We start from the raw sequence: 18,456 nt of genomic DNA, 5'->3' as shown, positions 1-18,456 counted from the left end.
GCGCCTTGCAGGCTTCTGCGGGGCGCTTTTGCCGTTGGAGCGCCGGTCCGGGCCAGCGCTAAACCGCGCCGGCCGTGCCTGGTGCCTGCAAGAGGCTGCGGGTGTGGGGATCGGAAAGGGCGGCATTGAGTGCCTCGGCCAGCAGCCGGGCATTGAGCGACATCGCTGCCGTCATCCCAAAGCGCTGCTCGAGCCGCGACACTGCTTGCGCCGTCACCGAATCGGCTGATGCGGGTTGCTCGTCGAGAATGGTCTGCATGGTGTGGGGTAGCAGGTGCATCGTATCGGCCCCGGTGCGTTGCCTCGGCACAGTGCGCTTTTGGCGGTTCGGCGTCACCCGCAAGAGTTGCGAAACCATAAGTTGCCCACAGGAAAGCCCAAGCTGGGCAAAGCACCCGCGGCGGCGAGCACCGCTTCGGAGCCCCTTTATTGGTATCACTTTGCGGCTCACGATTGCTTGACCTAAATCATGGGCAGTGGCCGGATTTCACGATAGGAGAATAATCAGGACCTTAGCCGCACAAGCTTGCTTGGCGTGGTGCAAAGACCCGAGCCCGGCGCAGGTTAATTCAGCAACTGGCCTGCTCCATCTTCGTTGACGGGCTACACAGGGTGCCTTTGTGATGCAGCGCTTCTTTTTCGACGTCGATGACGGGAGCTTCCACGAAGACTCGGAAGGCACGAACCTGCGCGACGAACAGGCCGCGGAGGATGAGGCTGTGAAGGCGCTGGCCGAGATGGTGCGCGATTTGATTCCCACCTCGCCGCCGGGCAGCATCACCATGTGGGTGCGAGACGAGCACCAGGAGCGACTGCTGGAGCTCTCCATCAGCTTGACGATCAAGCGGCCGGGCCAGGCTTAGCGCCTGCGGGTCTCGTGGAGGTAATAGAGGTAGGCGGGTTCGAACTGCGCGAGGTCGCGCAGGGCGGGCCAATCGAGCACGGTCGCCTTGCCCCCCTCCAGGCTGACCAATCCGCGCTGCTGCAGGGCCTGCAAGCTATGGCTGGCAAGGACAATGCTGGCGCCGATCACATCGGCCACTTCGTCCTGGCTTAGCGGGAAGGGAAAAGGCCCGCCTTCGAGGTCGCCGATCATCTCCCAGCGGACATAAAGCTCGCACAGGATATGGGCGACACGGGCAAGCGTCTGGGTTTGGCCGATCATGGTCATCCAGGCGCGGAAGGTGGCGGCATCGATAAGGGTTTCGCGCCAGAGAAGGTCGCTCAGCGCCGGGCTGGCGTGGATAGCCTGCCCGATGTCCTCGTGGGCGATCAAGGCTACCTGGCAGTCGACCGTTGCCACCAGGTCATGGTCCATCTTCTTGAGATGGTAGCTGTGCAGATCGGGCACATCCCCCGGGATGTGGATGGAAAGGATCTGCCGATTGCCCTGGGGCGTCAGCTTGCGGCGGTGCAGCATGCCTTCGAGCAGCAGGCAACTATGCCGGGAGATTTCGCCATCGCTGACGACGTGCTCACCCTTGGCCAGCGACTTGACCTGGAGGGGCATGGCGTCGATCGCCGCCTTCATCTCCTCGGTCAGTTCACCAATGGCTTCCAGCTTACGGAACAGGTTGCCGGTTTCTGCTTTCATGGGATCCCCCGGGCAGCGCGGACAAACAGCGCCGACCAGAGGGTTAGCCTAGTTGCAGCACGCAACCAAGGCAATCATGCTGGTGGGCGTGAACTGGCGGACAGCTTGCCGCCAGCTCCACCGGGTTAAACGCGCAGTTCCTTGTGACCGCCGGGCAGGCGCATCAGCAGGAAGAGGGACAGCATGGTCAGCGCCAGCAGGATCGTCGACAACGCAGCGGCGGTGCCGAGCTGGCCGCGGATCACCTGGGCGTAGATGCCCAGCGAGAGCGTTTGCGTCGAAGTGTTGTAGAGGAACAGTGTCGTGCTGAGCTCAGTGATGATGGTCACCCAGCTCAGCACCGCGCCCGACATGATGCCGGGCGCGAGCGCGGGCACGATCACCCGGACCAGCGTGCGGAACTTGGAGGCGCCGAGGCTGATCGCCGCTTCCTCGATGCTGGGGCTGATCTGGTGCATGAGCGCGGTGGTGGAGCGCACGGCATAAGGCAGGCGCCGGATGGTCAGCGCGATCACCATGATGGCGAAAGTGCCGGTCAGCACCAGCGGGCCCTGACTGAAGGCGGTGACGAGAGCAATGCCGATGATGAGACCGGGCACCACATAGGGCACCATGGTCATGGTATCGAGCGTATTGCTGAGGGCACCCTTGCGCCGCACGGTCAGGTAGGCAACCAGCACGGCGATGACGACGAGGATGACCAGCGCGGTCAGGCCAATGCCGAAGGTATTGCCGATATAGCGGAAGATGTCGCGGCGGGCGTCGGTATAGCTGTCGAGCGTCCAGCCGGCCACGAACTGACCGTAGAGCGTCTTGCGAAACGAGCTGACCACGACAACTGCAAGCGGCGCCAAGGCGAGAACCAGGAAGCCATAGACATAGGCATGCACGGCAACGCCGCGCCAGCCTGGAAGCTTGCGGGCCTCGACGGAGCGCAGGGCGGTCATCGAGAACTGCCGGCGATCCACCAGCACTTTTTGCACGAGAAAGACCGTAAGCGTCACCAGGATGACGATGACGGCCACCGCGGCGGCAAAGCTCTTGTCGATGCTGACCTCGCCCACAAAGGAGCTGTAGATGAGCACGGGGATGGTGCGGAATCCCTGCCCGATCAACATCGGGGTGCCGAAATCGGCAAAGGCGCGCACGAACACCAGGAGGCTCCCGGCCAGCACGGTGGGCAGCAGCAGCGGCGAGATCACCTGCATGGCGCGACGCCAGCCGGTGATGCCCATGCTTTCGGAAGCCTCGAGCAGGGACACATCGATGGTGCGCCAGGCGCCCATCAAATAGGTGAAGATCAGCGGCACGAGCTGGAGCGTGAGCACCAGGACAATGCCGGGAAAGCCATAGATGCTGGGCGATTCGATGCCGAAGGTGCTTTCGAGCCAGCGGGTGATCATGCCGTTGTTGCCCAGCAGCAGGATCCAGGAATAAGCCCCGATGAATGGCGGGGACATCATGGAGGCCAGGATCAGCATCTGCACGGTGCGATTGCCGCGGATGCGGAACATGGTCATGAAGTAAGCGAGCGGGAACGCCACTGCCAGCGCCAGGATGGTGACACAGACGGTCACGAGCAGGCTGTTGACCAGGGTACCGTAATACAGGCGCGAGGAGAAAAAGGTCGCGAAGCCGGCGAGCGAGAACTCGCCGCCAGCGCTGACGCTGTTGATCAGCACGATCACGAGCGGCCAGATCACCATGAGCAGGTAGCCGCCGGTGAGGGTCAGTGCGATGGCCGTCCAGCCGTCGAGACGATCGCCGGCGAGCTTCACTGCTGGGCTCCATTGCTGATGGAGGTGCCGCTTTGCGCATCAAAGAAAGTCAGCATGTCGCGGTCGAACTGCAGGAAGACCTGCTCGCCACGGGTCCACTGGGAGGAGCGGCGGGAGAATTCGAGGAACTCCACGGTTTCCCCGGTCTGCAGGCGCGCCTGGACCTGGGAATGAGAGCCAAGGAAGGTTTCCTCAGCGATCTCGGCCGGCAGGCCGGTTGCGGCGGCACGCACGGCTTCGGGGCGCACCGAGACTTCGACGGTGCCGGTGGCGGTGTCGTTGACGGCAGCAGTGATGTCGAGGGGTTCGCCATCGCCGAGATCGATCAGGGCGCGGCCGTCGAGGCGGCGCAGATCGCGGGTGAGGAGATTGGTCTTGCCGATGAATTCGGCAACGAAGCGGTTGGCCGGATGGCGGTAGATCTGGGCGGGCGTGCCGACCTGCTGCACGACGCCCTGGTGCATCACGGCAATGCGGTCGGACACCGCCATCGCTTCTTCCTGGTCGTGGGTCACGTAGACGGTGGTGATCCCCGCCTCGCGCTGCGCTAGGCGGATGGTGTCGCGCATCTCAACGCGCAGCTTGGCGTCAAGATTGGACAGGGGCTCGTCCATCAGCAGCACGGCCGGCTGAATCACGAGGGCACGGGCCAGTGCAACGCGCTGCTGCTGGCCGCCGGACATGGCGCCGGGCAGCCGGTCCTTGAGATGGGCCATGTGTACGGAAGCGAGCGCGGCCTCGACGCGGCGGGCCATCTCGGCCTTTTCCACGTTGCGGGTCTGCAGACCAAAGGCGACGTTCTTGGCCGCCGTCATCTGCGGGAACAAGGCGTAGTTCTGGAACACCATGCCGATATTGCGCGCGGCCGGCGGGCGATCATTGATCACCGCGCCGTCGAACGAGATGGTGCCGGATTCAATGGAGTTGAAGCCGGCAATCATGCGCAACAGCGTGGTCTTGCCGCAGCCGGAGGGACCCAGCAGCGTGAAGAACTCGCCATCGGCAATGTCCAGGTCGAGATCGGGGATCGCGACCTGGTTGTTGTACTCCTTGCGGAGCGAGCGCAGCGCAATACTGGTCACCGCGCTGCCCCCTGGTTGATGCCATCAAGCATTAAAACTGTTCCTCGAGGATGGACTTGTACTTGGCGACGATCTCGTCGCGATGGGCCGCGACATAGGCACCATCTTCCTGCACGGTCGGGATATCAGCGAGCGCCGGCAGGCCTGGCTTGTCGACGCCTTCACGCAGGGGACGGCCGGCGGTCTGCTCGGCAATGATGGTCTGGCCTTCTTCGGTGATCACGAAGTCGATGAAGGCCTGGGCAGCCGCCTCATTGGGGCCGCCCTTGATGACCTGGACGGTCGCGGGCAGGAAGGCCGCGCCTTCTTCGGGGTAGACGATCTCGACGGGAGCGCCGCTCTGGACGAAGTTGAACGAGAGCGGCTCATAGGTCAGGCCGACGATGTATTCGCCATTGGCGACGTCCTGGGCCACCTGGCTCGAGGAGCCGATGGTGATGCCATCGAGCTGGGTCACGAGGGAGCGAACGAACTCCCAGCCCTTGTCGGATTCATAATCGCCGCCGACGGCCTTGAGCATATTGGTAAGCTGGGCGAAGGCGGAAGACGAAGCCGTGGGATCGCCAAAGGCGATCTTGCCCTTGAGCTCGGGGGCGAGCAGATCGGCATAGCTGTCGATCTCGACGCCGGCCTTGGCGGCCGCTTCGGTGTTGACCAGCAGGTTCGAGCCATCGGCCTGGTAGGGGGTGAAGAAGCCGGTGGTGTTCTTGCCCGCTTCGACCATCTCGGCATCGCCGGGCGAGACATACTCGGCCCAGAGTTCCTGATTGGCATTGGCCTGGGCGGCGCCGCCACCGAACATCACATCGCCCTGCGGATTGCCCGCTTCGCTGCCGATGCGCTGGTAGAGCTCACCGGTGCCGGCAGTGATCAACTGCACTTCAACGCCGGTCTGGTCTTCAAAGACGGGGATGAGGCTGTCGAGCATGCCTTCTTCATTGGGCGTGTAAACAACCAGGGTCGAGCCCGAAATGTCGTCCTGGGCGAGCACAGGCAGCGCGGCAAGGCTGGACATGCCGAGGGCCAGGGCAAGAGCTGACACGCTGATCATGGAGGTGCGGTTCATTGAGCGATCCTTTGCTTGGATGCGGGGCAAGTAGATGAAGCTGGGGCGTAAAGGCCCCTGCCCGGTGAGATGGTCAAGCTGCACAGATGTCACAGCAGTGCTTGTTCATTGCGGCCCATGAAGCGGAACGCGATGTAGACGGCACAGCCGCTCAACAGCAGCAACACGGTCGAAAGGGCCGCGGCGGTGCCGAAATCACCGTCGAGGATCAGGAGGTAAATGCGCACCGGCATGGTCATGGTGCTGCCGACATAAAGGACGAGCGAGGACGACAGCTCGTTGATCGCCGTGACGAAGCTGAGCATGCCGCCGGCGATGATGCCGGGGACGATCAGCGGCACGGTGATGCGCAGAAATGCCTGGAAGGGGCTGTAGCCGAGCGATACCGCGGCTTCCTCCATGCTGGGGGAAATTTGTCGCAGGGAAGAAGCGGTGGTGCGGACCGTGTAGGGCAGCCGCCGGATGAAGATGGACAGGATGATGATCGCAGCCGTCCCGGTCAGCACGATGGGGCCGGTGTTGAAGGCGGCGATGAAGGCAATGCCGATGACAATGCCGGGCATCACATAGGGGACCATGAAGGCCCCATCGAGCAGCGCGGTGTTGAGATTGGTGCGCCGCGCCACCAGTACGCCGACCACGGTGCCGACCATGACGATCAGAACAACCGCTGCCACCGAGAAGGTGAGCGAGTTGCGCACGACATCGCCGAGGTTGAACAGGATGCGTTCATAGCTCTGGAGGGCAAAGCCCTGCTGGAACACCGGGCCGTTGGTTTTGCGGAAGGAATAGATCACCGAGATGATGACTGGCATCGCACCGCACAGGCCAATTAAGTAGACGGCAAAGTGCGCCAGGACATTGCGCCAGCCCTTGAGCTGGATGCGGGTCGGCTTGTTGATCATGTTGCCATGATAAACATTGCGGCGCGACATGTAGCGCTGGAGCATGACGAAGACCATCGACACCAGGATCAGCACGACGCTGATCGTGGTGGCCATGGACATGTTGGAGCCCACTTCGGCCGAATAGAGCGTGAAGGCTTCGGTGGCGAGCACGTTGTAGCCACGGCCGAGGAGACGCGGCGTGCCGAAGTCGGCGATGGCGTGGATAAGGGCGAGCAGCCCACCAGCCGTCAAGGCCGGGAACACCATCGGAAACGAGATCTGCATGGTGCGCTGCCAAGGGGTTAGCCCCAGGCCTTCGGCTGCTTCCTCAAGCGAGCGGTTGACGTTGCTCAGTGCGCCCGAGACCATCAGGTACACGTATGGATAGAACTTGAGCGAGAAGACGATGAGGATGCCACCCAGCCCGTAAATGGGCGGCATGGTGATCCCCACTTCGCGCAGCCAGCCGCGCACCACGCCCCCTGCCCCGAACAGCACGATCCAGGAATAGGCGCCGATAAAGGGCGGCGAGACGAGCGCGAGAATGGCCAGGAGCGAGACGAACTTGCCGCCGCGAATAACAAAGCGCGACACGCAAAAGGCCATGATGGAGCCGAGCAGCAGCGCGCCGAAAAGGCCGCCAAAGCCCACCACCAGCGTGTTGACGAAGGCCTGCCGAAAGCGCGGTTCCCCAAGGAACTTGAGGTAATTGGCGATGGTCAGATTGCCGGACTGATCATAAAGGCTCGACACCAGGACCGAGCCCACAGGAATGAACAGCAGCACAAACAGCAGGACCCAGGTGAGAATCATCACCACGGACCAGAAATTGAGGCGCTGCAGCAGGGTCATTGCTGGATCCTCGTGCCATCGGCGCGGAACGCCATGAGGGCATCACGCGGCACCAGAACCGAGACCGTTTCGCCCGCCTGCCTGGTCGCCGCCATGCCGGGATCGGCCAGCTGAACGATGACAACGCCAGCCGGGGTTTCCACCTGCACATGAGCCTCGCGCCCGAGATAGGTGTATTTGGTCACGGTGCCGGGCAGCGTAGCGGTTTGGGCAGAGGCCGGCTCGGTGCCGTTCCCAAGGGCTAGACGTTCCGGGCGGATGGTCCAGTTGGCGACGCCTTCGTTGAACAGGCCTAGCTGGGCGACGAGCACATTGATCGCATCGCCCGGGGTGAAGATGTTGAGGGTGCCCACAAACTGGGCGACAAAACTGGTCTGCGGATCGCCATAGATCTGCTGGGGCGTGCCGATCTGCTCGATCTTGCCCGCGCTCATAACGCAGATGCGGTCCGAGATCGCGAGCGCCTCTTCCTGATCATGGGTCACATAGATGGTCGCGATATCGACCTGCTTCTGGATGTCGCGAATTTCCTCGCGCAGCTCGATGCGCAGCTTGGCGTCGAGATTGGACAGGGGCTCATCCATGAGCAGCAGGCGCGGATTAATGACCATGGCGCGCGCCAAGCCGATGCGCTGCTGCTGACCGCCCGACATGGCGGCGGGAAGGCGGTCGGCCATGGCGCCGAGGCGTACGGCTTCAAGCGCGGTGGTCACACGGGTCTTGATCTCGGCGGCCGGCACCTTGCGGGGCTTGAGGCCGAAAGCGACGTTGTCGAAGACGCTGAGATGGGGGAACACCGCATAGTCCTGGAAGACCATGCCGATATCGCGCTGATGCGGAGGCACGACGCGCAGATTGGCGCCGTCCAGGGTGATCTCGCCCGATGAGAGGTCATTGAAGCCGGCGATGGCGCGCAGCAAGGTGGTCTTGCCGCAGCCGCTCGGGCCCAGAAGAGTGAAGAACTCGCCGCGTTCAACCGCAATGGAAACGCCGGCCAATGCCGTGAAAGTGGATCCGAACTGCTTGGTAGCGTTGCGGACCTCAAGATAACTCATGCCTGCTCCTCCCGGACTGCGTTGTCACATATGACACCGGCCTAGTTTCGTATTGCAACATCTTTCGGCGTAGTTCAGGATCATCTCACCCGAAAAATGTCTAAAAACGAACCGGAGGATTCGAATGAGCATTCGCAAACGTACATTCCTGGCACTGTCGGCCGCGGCCCTGATCGCCTCGACCAGCATGACCTCGCTGGCGCTGGCCCAGGACGGCTCGGTGGTGATCTACACCGCCCACAAGTCATCGATCGTCGATACGCTGCTGCCGATCTTCGAGCAGGAAACCGGCCTCAAGGCCGAAGTGGTCAAGCTCGGTTCGGGCGATATCGCCAAGCGCGTGCAGGCCGAAGCGGGCGCACCGGCCGCAGACGTAATCTGGTCCATCTCGGGTAGCCAGCTGACCGAACTCAGCGATCTGCTGGAGCCCTATACGCCCCCCGAGGCTGACCAGATCGATCCGCAGTTCGTCAAGGATCCCGCCTGGACCCCCTACACTGCCGTTGTTTACGTGCTGGCGGTCAACACCGACCTGCAGCCGCTCGAATCGGCGCCAAAGACCTGGGCTGAGCTTGCCGATCCCAAATGGTCCGGCCAGATCGCCACGGCCCGTGCCGATGGTTCGGGTTCGGCCATGCAGCAGTTGCAGACTGTCCTCACCGTCTTTGGTGACGAAGGCTGGGACAAGTATGCCGAGATCGCCAAGAACTTCGTGTTCGCCGACTCTTCGGGCGCCGTGCCGCGCTTTGTTGCCGATGGCGAAACCGCAATGGGCCTGACCCTCGAAGACAATGCGCTGGAATATGTGCAGGGCGGCGCACCGATCTCGATCGTGCACCTGACCGATGGCACGGCAGCGACCCCCGATGGCGTGGCGCTGGTCAAGAACAGCCCCAATCCAGAAGGCGGCAAGGCGTTTATCGACTGGGCCATGTCCAAGTCGACCCAGGAAAAGCTCGCCATGGATATCGGCCGCCGCTCGGTGCGCCTCGACGTTGAAGGCCCGGCCGGCACGCCGAACCTGGCCGATCTGACCCTCGTCAATGTCAAGCCGCTCAGCGAGTTCGGCGGCGCCGAGGACGTACTGGCCAAGTGGCGGACGGCCATCGGCGAATAAGCCGGCCCACCACACCGAAAAACACGACTAGAGCAGGATTACATGCGGCAGCTTGAAGCTTTTACGTTGGGCAAGAAATTTGGCCAGCCGGAGACCAATGAAGACAGCCTCGTAGTCATGCCGAACCTAGGTTACGCCGTCATCGACGGCGTAACCGATCGCAATGGCACCCGTTTTGGCGGCATGCTGTCGGGGCAGTTTGCCTCGCGCACCGTCAAGCGGGCCATTGAAATCTTTCTGCTGGCGCAAGGCCAGCCCGACCAGCCCGCCCTGCAATTCCAGGGCGGCGAGCATTTCGTCGATTATCTCGGCAAGGCAATCCATGCCGGCTATGCCCAGCATGGGGCGCTCGAGGCCGTGGAAGCGGACTGGAAGCTGCGCGGCGGCTGCACGGTGATGGCCGCGCTGCTCCTGGGCGACCGGCTCGAAGTGGTGGCGGTTGGCGATAGCGGTATTCGCATCAACGGCCACGACACGCTGCAGGTGCTCAAGCCCCTCGATGACGTCACCGCCATCCTGCGGCGCGAGACCTGGCGCTATTTCGAACAGCGGGGCGCTTCGCTCGAGGAGTGCGACAAGCATGCCGCGGCCATGACCTGGCAGGGCACGCGCAACCAGCAGGCGGGCACGGTCACCGCCGCGCCCGAAATCGTGGAGGCGATCGAGCAGAGCGCCCTCAGCGCCTGCCGGCAGCACCTGCCCAGCGTGCCCGAGGCTGAAATCCTAGTGCTGATCCAGCACGGGATTTCCCACGGTCAGGGCCAATTCTCCAATGTCACCGAGCCGGTGCTGGGTTATGGCGGACTGGATGGCTTTGCCGTGCCCAAGCGCTTCATCGAGACGCGCAGCTATCCGCTGGCCGAGGTCGAGACCATCGAGCTGTTCTCGGACGGCTATTTCAAGATGGGCGCCGAGTTCGGCGTGGCATCCTGGGAAGCCGCCTTCGAGGAAGTGGAGGCAGAGGATCTGCACAAGATCGGCCCCTATATAAGCACCAAGGGCACTACGGCCCTGCAGCTGACCGATGACCGCAGCTATCTGGGTGTGCGGCTGAAATGAGCGGCGAGAACGCGCCCCGGCTGCATCCGCAAGCCGACGCCGAGGCTGGCGCGGGGGGCAATATCCGGGCGAGCGAGCGGCGGCAGGCAATCCTGGAAGCGGTGCGGGCCAATGGCGCGGCTTCCGTCGCTGAACTGGCGGCGCGGTTCGACGTGACCTACCAGACCATTCGCCGCGATTTGCGCACGCTCGAAACCGAGGGGCTGCTGCAAAAGGGTTTTGGCGGTGCGTTCGCCTCACCGGGGGTGGCGCATCATACACATGACGAGCGTCATGCGGTGGGCGTGGCGGTCAAGCGCCGGCTGGTGCTGGCGCTCGAGGAGTTCCTGACGCCCGGGGCGACCATTTTCGTGGGGCTGGGGACGACGTTCGATTCCCTCCATGAAGTGCTGGCGCGCCATCCTGGCGTGCTGATCGCGACGCCGAACCTTGAAGTGGCGCATTCCTGCGCGCTCAAGACCGATGCCACCGTCTATGTTTATGGCGGCTATGTCCGCAACAAGGACTCCTCGGTGCTCACGATGGCCGATGAAAGCCGGCACCGGTTCAAGTTCGACCTCGCGGTGATCGGCGCCAGCGCCATCGATCGCGATGGGGTCGTGCAGGAGTTCGACCCGATGGAGGTCGAGCTGATCCGCGCCATCCTGCCCCATTCGCGGCAAGTGATCCTGATGGCCCATGACGAAAAGTTCGGCCGCCGCGCGCCGCATGTGGTGACCCAACTGGCCGATGTGGACGTGCTGATCACGAATGGCGATCCCAAGGAGCGCTTTGATGATCCGGCAGTGCTTGCCGGCTTGCGGGTTATCGCGCTTGATTGAACATTGTCATGGCCCGCGGGCGTAACCGCTCCCATCCCTGCCCTTTTCGCCGGAGTTTGCAGTGAAGATTTCCATTTGCCCCGATAAGCCTGCGCTGGGTGCGGCTGCCGCCGAACATGGTGCCCGCGTGATCCGCGAGGCGATAGCGCAGCATGGGGAAGCCCATGTGGTGCTGGCGACAGGCGCCAGCCAGTTCGAGATGCTGGAACAGCTGCTGCAGGCCGAAATCGACTGGTCGGCAGTCAGCTTTTATCATCTGGATGAATATGTCGGCCTGCCAGTGGCGCATGGGGCGAGCTTCCGGCGTTATCTGCGCGAGCGATTCCTGGATCGCCTGCCGGGCTACAAGTCGTTCCTCGCCATCAACGCCGACGCCACTGATCTTGATGCTGAACTGGCGCGCCTCAACGGAGCCCTGGCCGGCCAGCGAATCGATGTATGCTTTGCCGGGATCGGGGAGAATTGCCACCTCGCGTTCAATGACCCACCGGCGAACTTCGATTACGACCAGCCCTATCTCGTGGTGGAGCTCGATCGGGAGTGCCGGCAACAGCAGTTCGGCGAAGGCTGGTTCGGGACCTTGGAGGCCGTGCCCACGCGGGCCATCTCCATGAGCATCAAGCGCATCATGGCGTGCGAAGCGCTGATCCTTGCAGTGCCTGATGAGCGCAAGGCCAAGGCGGTGCAGGCCGCGGTGGAGGGGCCGGTCTCGAACCTGTTCCCCGCCTCGATTGTTCAGCAGCATCCCGATGCCAGCCTTTATCTGGACCCGGCAGCGGCGTCCCTGCTGCGCCCCGTGCAGGGCTGATGGCGATCACCACGCTCGGGCTGTTTGACCTGCAGGTGAACGGCTATGCCGGGGTCGACTTCAACGATCCCGCGATTACACCGGACGCCCTCGATCATGCCCTGGCGGCGATGCGCAAGGCCGGGGTCACCGGGTGTTTGCCGACCATCATCACGGCGCATCGCGATCAACTGGCCGAGCGGCTCGCGGCGATTGACGCGGCGGCCCGCAGCAGCCGGCTCGGCCCCAGCATGGTTCCTGGCTATCACCTCGAAGGGCCGTTCCTGCGTGCAGAAGCGGGCTACCAGGGGTGTCATCCCGCCGACGCGATGCGCGACCCCGATGCTGCGATGGTTCAGGGCTTGTCCGCTGGGCTGGGGCGGCCGATCCTGATGGTGACGCTGGCGCCCGAGCGCCAAGGGAGCGCGGAAGCAATCCGTGCACTCAAGAACGCCGGGATGGCGGTCAGTATCGGGCACAGTGCGGCCGATTACGCACAGATCGAGATGGCGGTAGCGGCAGGCGCCAGCTGCTCAACCCATCTGGGCAATGGCTTGCCCCAGCACTTGCCCAAGCTCAACAATACGCTGCTGGCACAGCTGGGAGCCGAGGGGCTCTGGGCGTGCTTCATCGCGGATGGGCATCATATTGCACCGGACGCGCTGCGCGCTTTGGTTCGCCTGAAGGGCGTCGACAAATCCATCCTGGTGAGCGACGCCGTGCTGGCCGCGGCGGCGGAGCCTGCTCAATACGAATTTGCGGGCATGAGCATAGAGCGCGATGTTGATGGGGTGGTGCGGGTCCCCGGGCACGACAATCTCGCCGGTTCGGCTTTGGAGATGGATCAGGCGGTCCGCAATGTTGTTCGCTGGAACATCGCTTCCTTCGATACCGCGATCATCATGGCCGCCGATAATCCAAGACGCGCCATCGCTGCAGCCGCCAGTCATCATGGTATTGCCCTGCCGGCGGACGAGATCGACTGGGACGGGGAAATGCGGGTGCTTGGAAGGTCTTAGAACCATTGTCCGCGTCACCGGATCAAGGCCGGCTCACGCGATAAGCTGCGACTGCGCCGCGCTGGCGTCCTCCAAGCATTCCTGCCACAACAGCTGATGCTGCGGTTCCGATGGCGAGAGTCGGACGGGCACTTCGGCAATCCAAAACGGCGCCTCTAGGAGATGCCCGCGGCGGATTGAAGGAGTTCGCTATCAGGGATGACTTGGATGACCACGAACCATGAAGCCGCCGCGGAGACGGGGCAACCCGGCGGCCTGCTGCGCTCCAATCTTGCGCTGGGCACCATTTCCTTTGTGGTCGGGATCGGGATCTGGTGGCTGTATTCAGCGAGCGGCTCAACACCCTTGCCGGGCCCAGTTCAGGTGGTGCAGCGCTTTGGCACTGCTATCAGCAGCGGACAGTTATTCAATGACGTCAGAGCTTCCATTGTCCGGGTGCTGACAGGCTTCCTCCTGGGCATCACCATCGCGATCCCGGTCGGCTTCCTGATGGGATGGTATCGGGTGGCGCGTGGGCTGATCGACCCGTGGATCCAGTTCTTCCGGGTGATCCCGCCACTGGCGATTATTCCCCTGGCGATCGTCACGCTTGGGATCGACGAGCCGCCCAAGATCTTCGTGATCTTTCTCGCCTCGTTCCTGGCTTCCGTGGTCGCGACCTATCAGGGCGTGGTCAATGTCGACAAAACCTTCATCAATGCCGCCCGCGTGCTTGGGGCCAATGATTGGGTGATCTTCACCAAGGTCGTAGTGCCCGCCTCTACCCCGTTCATCCTTGTGGGCTTTCGCATCGGGCTGGGTGCGGCCTGGGCGACGCTGGTCGCTGCCGAGCTGATCGCGGCGCAATCGGGGCTGGGGTTCCGCATGCAACAGGGGCAGCTCTACTATGACCTGCCCGTTATTTTCGTGTCCCTGATCTCCATCGGGATCCTGGGTCTGATCATGGATCGGATCGTGCTGTTTCTCGAGCGTCGGCTGACCTCCTGGCAGGAAAGGGTTGAGCATTGAGCGCCGAGGTCAAGATCGATTTCAGCGATGTCGGACGGGTGTTCGGCGTGCCTGATGGGCGCTTCGTGGCGCTGGAGAACTTCAACCTCCAGGTGTTCGATGGCGAATTCGTCACTGTGGTGGGCCCGTCGGGCTGCGGCAAGTCGACAGCGATGAATATTGCGGCCGGCTTGCTCAAGCCGAGCAGCGGCCAGTGCCTTGTGGATGGCAAGGCGGTGGAAGGGCCCGGACCCGAGCGCGGCGTCATCTTCCAGCAATATGCGCTGTTTCCCTGGCTAACGGTGCGGCAGAACGTGGAATTCGGGCTCAAGCTCAAGGGCGTGGAGCGGGCCGAGCGCCGGCGGATTTCGGACCATTATATTGGACTGGTGGGCCTTTCGGATTTTGCCGATGCGCTGCCCAAGCAGCTTTCTGGCGGAATGAAGCAGCGCTGCGCCATTGCGCGGGCCTATGCGGTGGATCCGCAGGTGCTGCTGATGGACGAGCCTTTCGGTGCGCTCGACGCCCTGACGCGCGTGCGGATGCAGAACCAGCTGCTCGACACCTGGATGCGCGAGCGGCGCACCGTGATGTTCATCACCCATGATGTGGACGAGGCGGTTTATCTCGCCAATCGGGTGGTGGTCATGGCTTCACGCCCCGGGCGGCTGCAGGAGATCATCGAGGTCGACCTGCCCTATCCGCGCAACGACGAGATCCGGCTGTCACCGCAATTTGCAGCAATCCGCAACCAAGTTTGGCACGCCGTCTACACACGATCAGGCCAAAGCAACAACCAGGAGGAATAAGCCTTGAACAAACGCAGCTTCATCAAGATCATCGCGGGCATGGCGTTGGCGGGCGCCGCATTGAGCCCTGCTTTGGCCCAGGACCTGACCAAGGTGCGCGTGGGCTATATCGCCGATTATTTCGGCTCGAGCATGGTCGCCATCGCCAATGACCAGGGCCTGTGGGCCAAGCACGGGCTCGACCCGCAGCTGAGCGTCTTCACCAATGGCCCGATTCAGGTGCAGGCGCTGGGCGCCGGGTCGCTGGATTTCGCCTATATCGGGCCGGGTGCCCTGTGGCTGCCCGCTTCGGGCAAGGCCAAGGTGATCGCCATCAATGCCCTTGGCTATACCGACCGCGTGATCGCCCAGCCGGGCATCGAGAGCATCGAGGACCTGCGCGGCAAGCGCGTGGCGGTGCCGGAAGGCACGTCGGGCGACATGCTGCTGCGCCTTGCGCTCGACAAGGCCGGCATGAGCATCGGGGACGTCCAGGTGGTCAGCATGGATCCCAGCACCATCGTGACCGCCTTTGCCTCGGGCCAGGTGGATGCCGCGGGCATCTGGTATCCCTTCGTCGACGTGATCCGGCAGCGGGTGAAGGACCTGAAGGAGCTCTCCTCCAACGAGGATTTCTTCCCCGAGGTGGCGTTCCCGAGCTCGTTTATCGTGAGCAATGAAAAGGCGAGCGACGAAGACACCGTGCGCAAGATGAATGCGGTGATCAAGGAAGCGCTGGATTATCGCCGCGACAATCTCGACCAGTCGGTGCAGATCACCGCAGCGTTCCTGGGCGTACCGGTGGAGCCGCTGGCCGCCGAAGCGCCGCAGGCCCGCCTGCCCTCGAGCGCCGAACTCGAAGAACTCAGCGCTGATGGCACGGTCAATGGCTGGCTCGATACGCTGGCCAATCTCTATGTGGATTTCGGCAAGATCACCGATCCGCTGCCCGCCAGTGAGTTCTACCTCTCGAACCTGTATTCGAACTGATCTATGGCCCTATGCTGCGGCTGCCCCCCGGGGTGGCCGCAGCTGCCGGCACGCTCAAGACTGCGGAACATGCAATGACCAGCAAGCGCCCCAATATCGTGTTCATCATGTCCGATGACCATGCGGCCAATGCCATTTCCTGCTACGGCTCGGGGCTTAACTCGACGCCCAATCTGGATCGCATTGCCGAAGAGGGTATGCGGCTCGATCATTGCTATGTCACCAATTCGATCTGCACACCCAGCCGCGCCTCGATCCTGACCGGCACCTATAATCATGTGAATGGGGTGACGACGCTCGCCACCCACCTCGATAACCGCCTGCCCAATGTGGCCAAGCATCTGCGCCATTCCGGCTACCAGACCGCCATGTTCGGTAAATGGCATTTGGGCGAAGGCCCGGAGCACCAGCCCACGGGCTTTGACGAATGGTCGGTGCTGCCGGGCCAGGGCGACTATTTCGATCCGGTGATGATCGGGCCCGATGGCCCGAGGGTTGAAGCGGGTTACGCCACCGACATCGTCACCGACAAATGCATCGACTTCCTCGAGCGGCGCGATCGCGAGCGGCCATTCTTCATGATGTGCCACCACAAGGCGCCACACCGGCCCTTTGCGCCCCATCCGCGCCATCGCGGGCTTTACACCGAGGATCTGCCGGTTCCGCCAACCTATGACGATGACTACAGCAATCGCGCCGAGGCCGCCAAGCTGGCCAAGATGCGGATCCGCGAGGACATGACCTATGACGATCTGGGCCTGGTGCAGCCCGAGGGCGGCGATGAGACCGGCGAAGCGCAGCGCGCCGAGAACGGCTTTGTCGGTCGCAAGATTCCCAACCCCGAGGATGTCAGTGGCCTGCGCCTGATCGACAAGGACACCGGCGAGACCTTCACCTTCACCAGCCGGCGCGAGCTGCACCTCTTCAAATACCAGCGCTATATCAAGCGCTACCTGCGCACGGTTGCGGCGGTGGACGACAATGTGGGGCGGCTGCTCGATTATCTTGATGCCAATGGGCTGACCGAGAACACGATCGTCATCTACACCTCCGACCAGGGCTTCTTCCTGGGCGAGCATGGCTGGTTCGACAAGCGCTTCATGTATGAGGAATCGCTGCAGATGCCGTTCGTGATCCGCTATCCGGCGGCGATCAAGCCGGGCTCGGTCTCCAAGCAGATCGCCACCAATGTGGATTTCGCGCCGACCTTCCTAGACTATGCCGGCGCGCCGCTGCCGAGCTATATGCAGGGGGTGAGCATGCGACCGCTGCTCGAGGACAGTGCGGCGGGCGACTGGCAGGATGTCGCCTATCACCGCTACTGGATGCACAAGGACTATTACCACAACGCCTTTGCCCATTACGGGGTGCGCGATCATCGCTACAAGCTCATCTATTGGTACAATGACGATCTGGGCCAGCTCGGCGCTTTCCCCGGCGATGAACCGCCCGAATGGGAGCTGTTCGACTGCGAGAGCGATCCGCACGAGCTGCAGAACCGTGCCGGCGATCCGGCTTATGCCGAAGTGTTCGCGCGGATGCTGAGCAAGCTCGACGCCAAGATGGCCGAGATCGGCGACATTCCCGAGCACAACAGCGCCGAGGTGCTTGCCGGCTTGAGCGTGAGCTGAGCCATGTCCTGTTGCGCCCCTTCCTCGGGCAGGTTAGCGGCGGCGGTAACGGCCACCCCGGGTGCGGCCCCTGCCCCGGTGGCGCCGACGCGGTCGGCGGATGCCGTGTTGATCAAGGGTGGGCGCAGCTTTGTGGGGACAAACGATCCGGTGATTGCCGCTGACGGGGAAGGACCGGAGCGACCGCTCAAGCTCAACGACTTCCTGCTGGAAACAACCACAGTGACGGTGGAGCGCTTTGCCGAGTTTGTGGCGGACACGGGCTATGTGACGGAGGCCGAGCAGTTCGGCTGGTCATCGGTGTTCGTGGGCGGCGGCAAGGGTTTAGGGGAAGTTGTTGGCACGGGCCTGAATTGGTGGCACCGGGTAGATGGTGCGTATTGGCGCGAACCGGAAGGCCCCGGCAGCTTGGTCGATAAGCGGCTGGATCATCCGGTGACGCAGGTATCGGCGCAGGATGCGGAAGCCTTTGCACAATGGGCGGGCGGCCGGCTGCCGAGCGAGGCCGAATGGGAGCATGCGGCTCGGGGTGGCGCGCGGCGGCAGCGCTTTCCCTGGGGGGACGAGGAGCCGAGCGATGAGGCGATTTTCTGTAATATCTGGCAGGGCAACTTTCCCCGGCTGAATACGGCTCGCGATGGGTTTGAAGCCACGGCGCCGGCGCGCAGCTTCGCTCCATCCGAGCTCGGGCTTTACAACATGGTCGGCAATGTCTGGGAGTGGACGGCAGAACCATTCCGCATTCGTTCGGTGTCGCTCAAGGCGCGCGAGCGTAATGAGGCGGCGCGGCTGCATGGGGAGCGGCTGCTCAAGGGCGGCTCGTTTTTGTGCCACAAGAGCTACTGCTATCGCTACCGGATCGCCGCGCGCATGGCCCTGTCACCTGACAGTGCCGCCAGCAATGTCGGCTTTCGCCTTGCCTTTGATGCCCGGCGGGCGTGAG

General features: G+C 63.0%; 18 protein-coding genes. 11 read left to right on the top strand and 7 right to left on the bottom strand.

The annotated features are described in order from the left end of the window. Positions 1-58 precede the first annotated feature (58 nt). Positions 59-280, bottom strand: coding sequence for a hypothetical protein (locus HRU92_RS04340; RefSeq protein WP_127752881.1), 222 nt, complete (start codon positions 278-280; stop codon positions 59-61). Between the two features lie 343 nt (positions 281-623). Between HRU92_RS04340 and HRU92_RS04335 the strand changes: the two genes are divergently transcribed. Further along, positions 624-863 (top strand): hypothetical protein, encoded by a 240-nt coding sequence (locus HRU92_RS04335; RefSeq protein WP_127752880.1) that lies wholly within the window; start codon positions 624-626, stop codon positions 861-863. On the opposite strand, the gene HRU92_RS04330 is transcribed toward HRU92_RS04335, so the two are convergent. The 6 genes from HRU92_RS04330 to HRU92_RS04305 form a co-directional block, all read right to left on the bottom strand. Continuing rightward, complete coding sequence (locus HRU92_RS04330; protein ID WP_173087611.1) at positions 860-1,594, bottom strand: Crp/Fnr family transcriptional regulator; 735 nt, start codon at positions 1,592-1,594, stop codon at positions 860-862. The two genes, HRU92_RS04335 and HRU92_RS04330, sit on opposite strands and share 4 nt — an antisense overlap. 125 nt (positions 1,595-1,719) lie before the next feature. Further along, complete coding sequence (locus tag HRU92_RS04325) at positions 1,720-3,372, bottom strand: iron ABC transporter permease (protein ID WP_210259486.1); 1,653 nt, start codon at positions 3,370-3,372, stop codon at positions 1,720-1,722. Then, positions 3,369-4,454 carry an ABC transporter ATP-binding protein gene (locus HRU92_RS04320; protein ID WP_172123139.1) on the bottom strand — a complete coding sequence of 362 codons (1,086 nt, stop codon included), beginning with the start codon at positions 4,452-4,454 and terminating at the stop codon, positions 3,369-3,371. Before HRU92_RS04320 ends, HRU92_RS04325 begins: the two co-directional genes overlap by 4 nt. A 31-nt stretch (positions 4,455-4,485) precedes the next feature. Beyond that, positions 4,486-5,520: an extracellular solute-binding protein gene (locus HRU92_RS04315; RefSeq protein WP_210258535.1), complete on the bottom strand. Its 1,035-nt coding sequence runs from the start codon at positions 5,518-5,520 to the stop codon at positions 4,486-4,488. An 89-nt stretch (positions 5,521-5,609) separates the two neighbouring features. Next, entirely contained in the window at positions 5,610-7,259 is a 1,650-nt protein-coding gene (locus tag HRU92_RS04310) for an iron ABC transporter permease (RefSeq protein WP_172123138.1), read from the bottom strand. After that, positions 7,256-8,314 (bottom strand): ABC transporter ATP-binding protein, encoded by a 1,059-nt coding sequence (locus HRU92_RS04305; protein WP_172123137.1) that lies wholly within the window; start codon positions 8,312-8,314, stop codon positions 7,256-7,258. The genes HRU92_RS04310 and HRU92_RS04305 overlap by 4 nt, the downstream gene beginning before the upstream one ends. A gap of 124 nt (positions 8,315-8,438) precedes the next feature. On the opposite strand from HRU92_RS04305, the gene HRU92_RS04300 reads away from it, so the two are divergent. The 10 genes from HRU92_RS04300 (at position 8,439) to HRU92_RS04255 (ending at position 18,455) form a co-directional block, all read left to right on the top strand. Continuing rightward, complete coding sequence (locus tag HRU92_RS04300; RefSeq protein WP_172123136.1) at positions 8,439-9,431, top strand: extracellular solute-binding protein; 993 nt, start codon at positions 8,439-8,441, stop codon at positions 9,429-9,431. Between the two features lie 42 nt (positions 9,432-9,473). Then, positions 9,474-10,490 carry a protein phosphatase 2C domain-containing protein gene (locus tag HRU92_RS04295; RefSeq protein WP_172123135.1) on the top strand — a complete coding sequence of 339 codons (1,017 nt, stop codon included), beginning with the start codon at positions 9,474-9,476 and terminating at the stop codon, positions 10,488-10,490. Further along, on the top strand, positions 10,487-11,311 hold the full coding sequence (locus tag HRU92_RS04290) for a DeoR/GlpR family DNA-binding transcription regulator (protein WP_172123134.1): 825 nt from the start codon (positions 10,487-10,489) through the stop codon (positions 11,309-11,311). The genes HRU92_RS04295 and HRU92_RS04290 overlap by 4 nt, the downstream gene beginning before the upstream one ends. 61 nt (positions 11,312-11,372) lie before the next feature. Continuing rightward, entirely contained in the window at positions 11,373-12,119 is a 747-nt protein-coding gene (locus HRU92_RS04285) for a glucosamine-6-phosphate deaminase (RefSeq protein WP_172123133.1), read from the top strand. Continuing rightward, positions 12,119-13,117: an amidohydrolase family protein gene (locus HRU92_RS04280; RefSeq protein ID WP_172123132.1), complete on the top strand. Its 999-nt coding sequence runs from the start codon at positions 12,119-12,121 to the stop codon at positions 13,115-13,117. Before HRU92_RS04285 ends, HRU92_RS04280 begins: the two co-directional genes overlap by 1 nt. A 207-nt stretch (positions 13,118-13,324) precedes the next feature. Continuing rightward, a complete protein-coding gene (locus tag HRU92_RS04275; protein WP_172123131.1) occupies positions 13,325-14,125 on the top strand; it encodes an ABC transporter permease in 801 nt (266 codons plus the stop codon). Between the two features lie 14 nt (positions 14,126-14,139). Beyond that, the gene (locus tag HRU92_RS04270; protein WP_349236736.1) at positions 14,140-14,913 is read left to right on the top strand and encodes an ABC transporter ATP-binding protein; all 774 of its coding nucleotides are present in this window, start codon (positions 14,140-14,142) and stop codon (positions 14,911-14,913) included. 3 nt (positions 14,914-14,916) lie between these two features. Beyond that, a complete protein-coding gene (locus tag HRU92_RS04265; RefSeq protein ID WP_172123130.1) occupies positions 14,917-15,882 on the top strand; it encodes an aliphatic sulfonate ABC transporter substrate-binding protein in 966 nt (321 codons plus the stop codon). Between the two features lie 74 nt (positions 15,883-15,956). Then, a complete protein-coding gene (locus tag HRU92_RS04260; protein WP_172123129.1) occupies positions 15,957-17,513 on the top strand; it encodes a sulfatase in 1,557 nt (518 codons plus the stop codon). A gap of 105 nt (positions 17,514-17,618) precedes the next feature. Beyond that, complete coding sequence (locus HRU92_RS04255) at positions 17,619-18,455, top strand: formylglycine-generating enzyme family protein (RefSeq protein WP_349236690.1); 837 nt, start codon at positions 17,619-17,621, stop codon at positions 18,453-18,455. Position 18,456 lies beyond the last annotated feature (1 nt).

Source organism: Devosia sp. 1635 (genome assembly GCF_013185955.1).
Taxonomy (GTDB): Bacteria; Pseudomonadota; Alphaproteobacteria; order Rhizobiales; family Devosiaceae; genus Devosia.
This window is presented reverse-complemented; position numbering and strand designations above follow the sequence as displayed.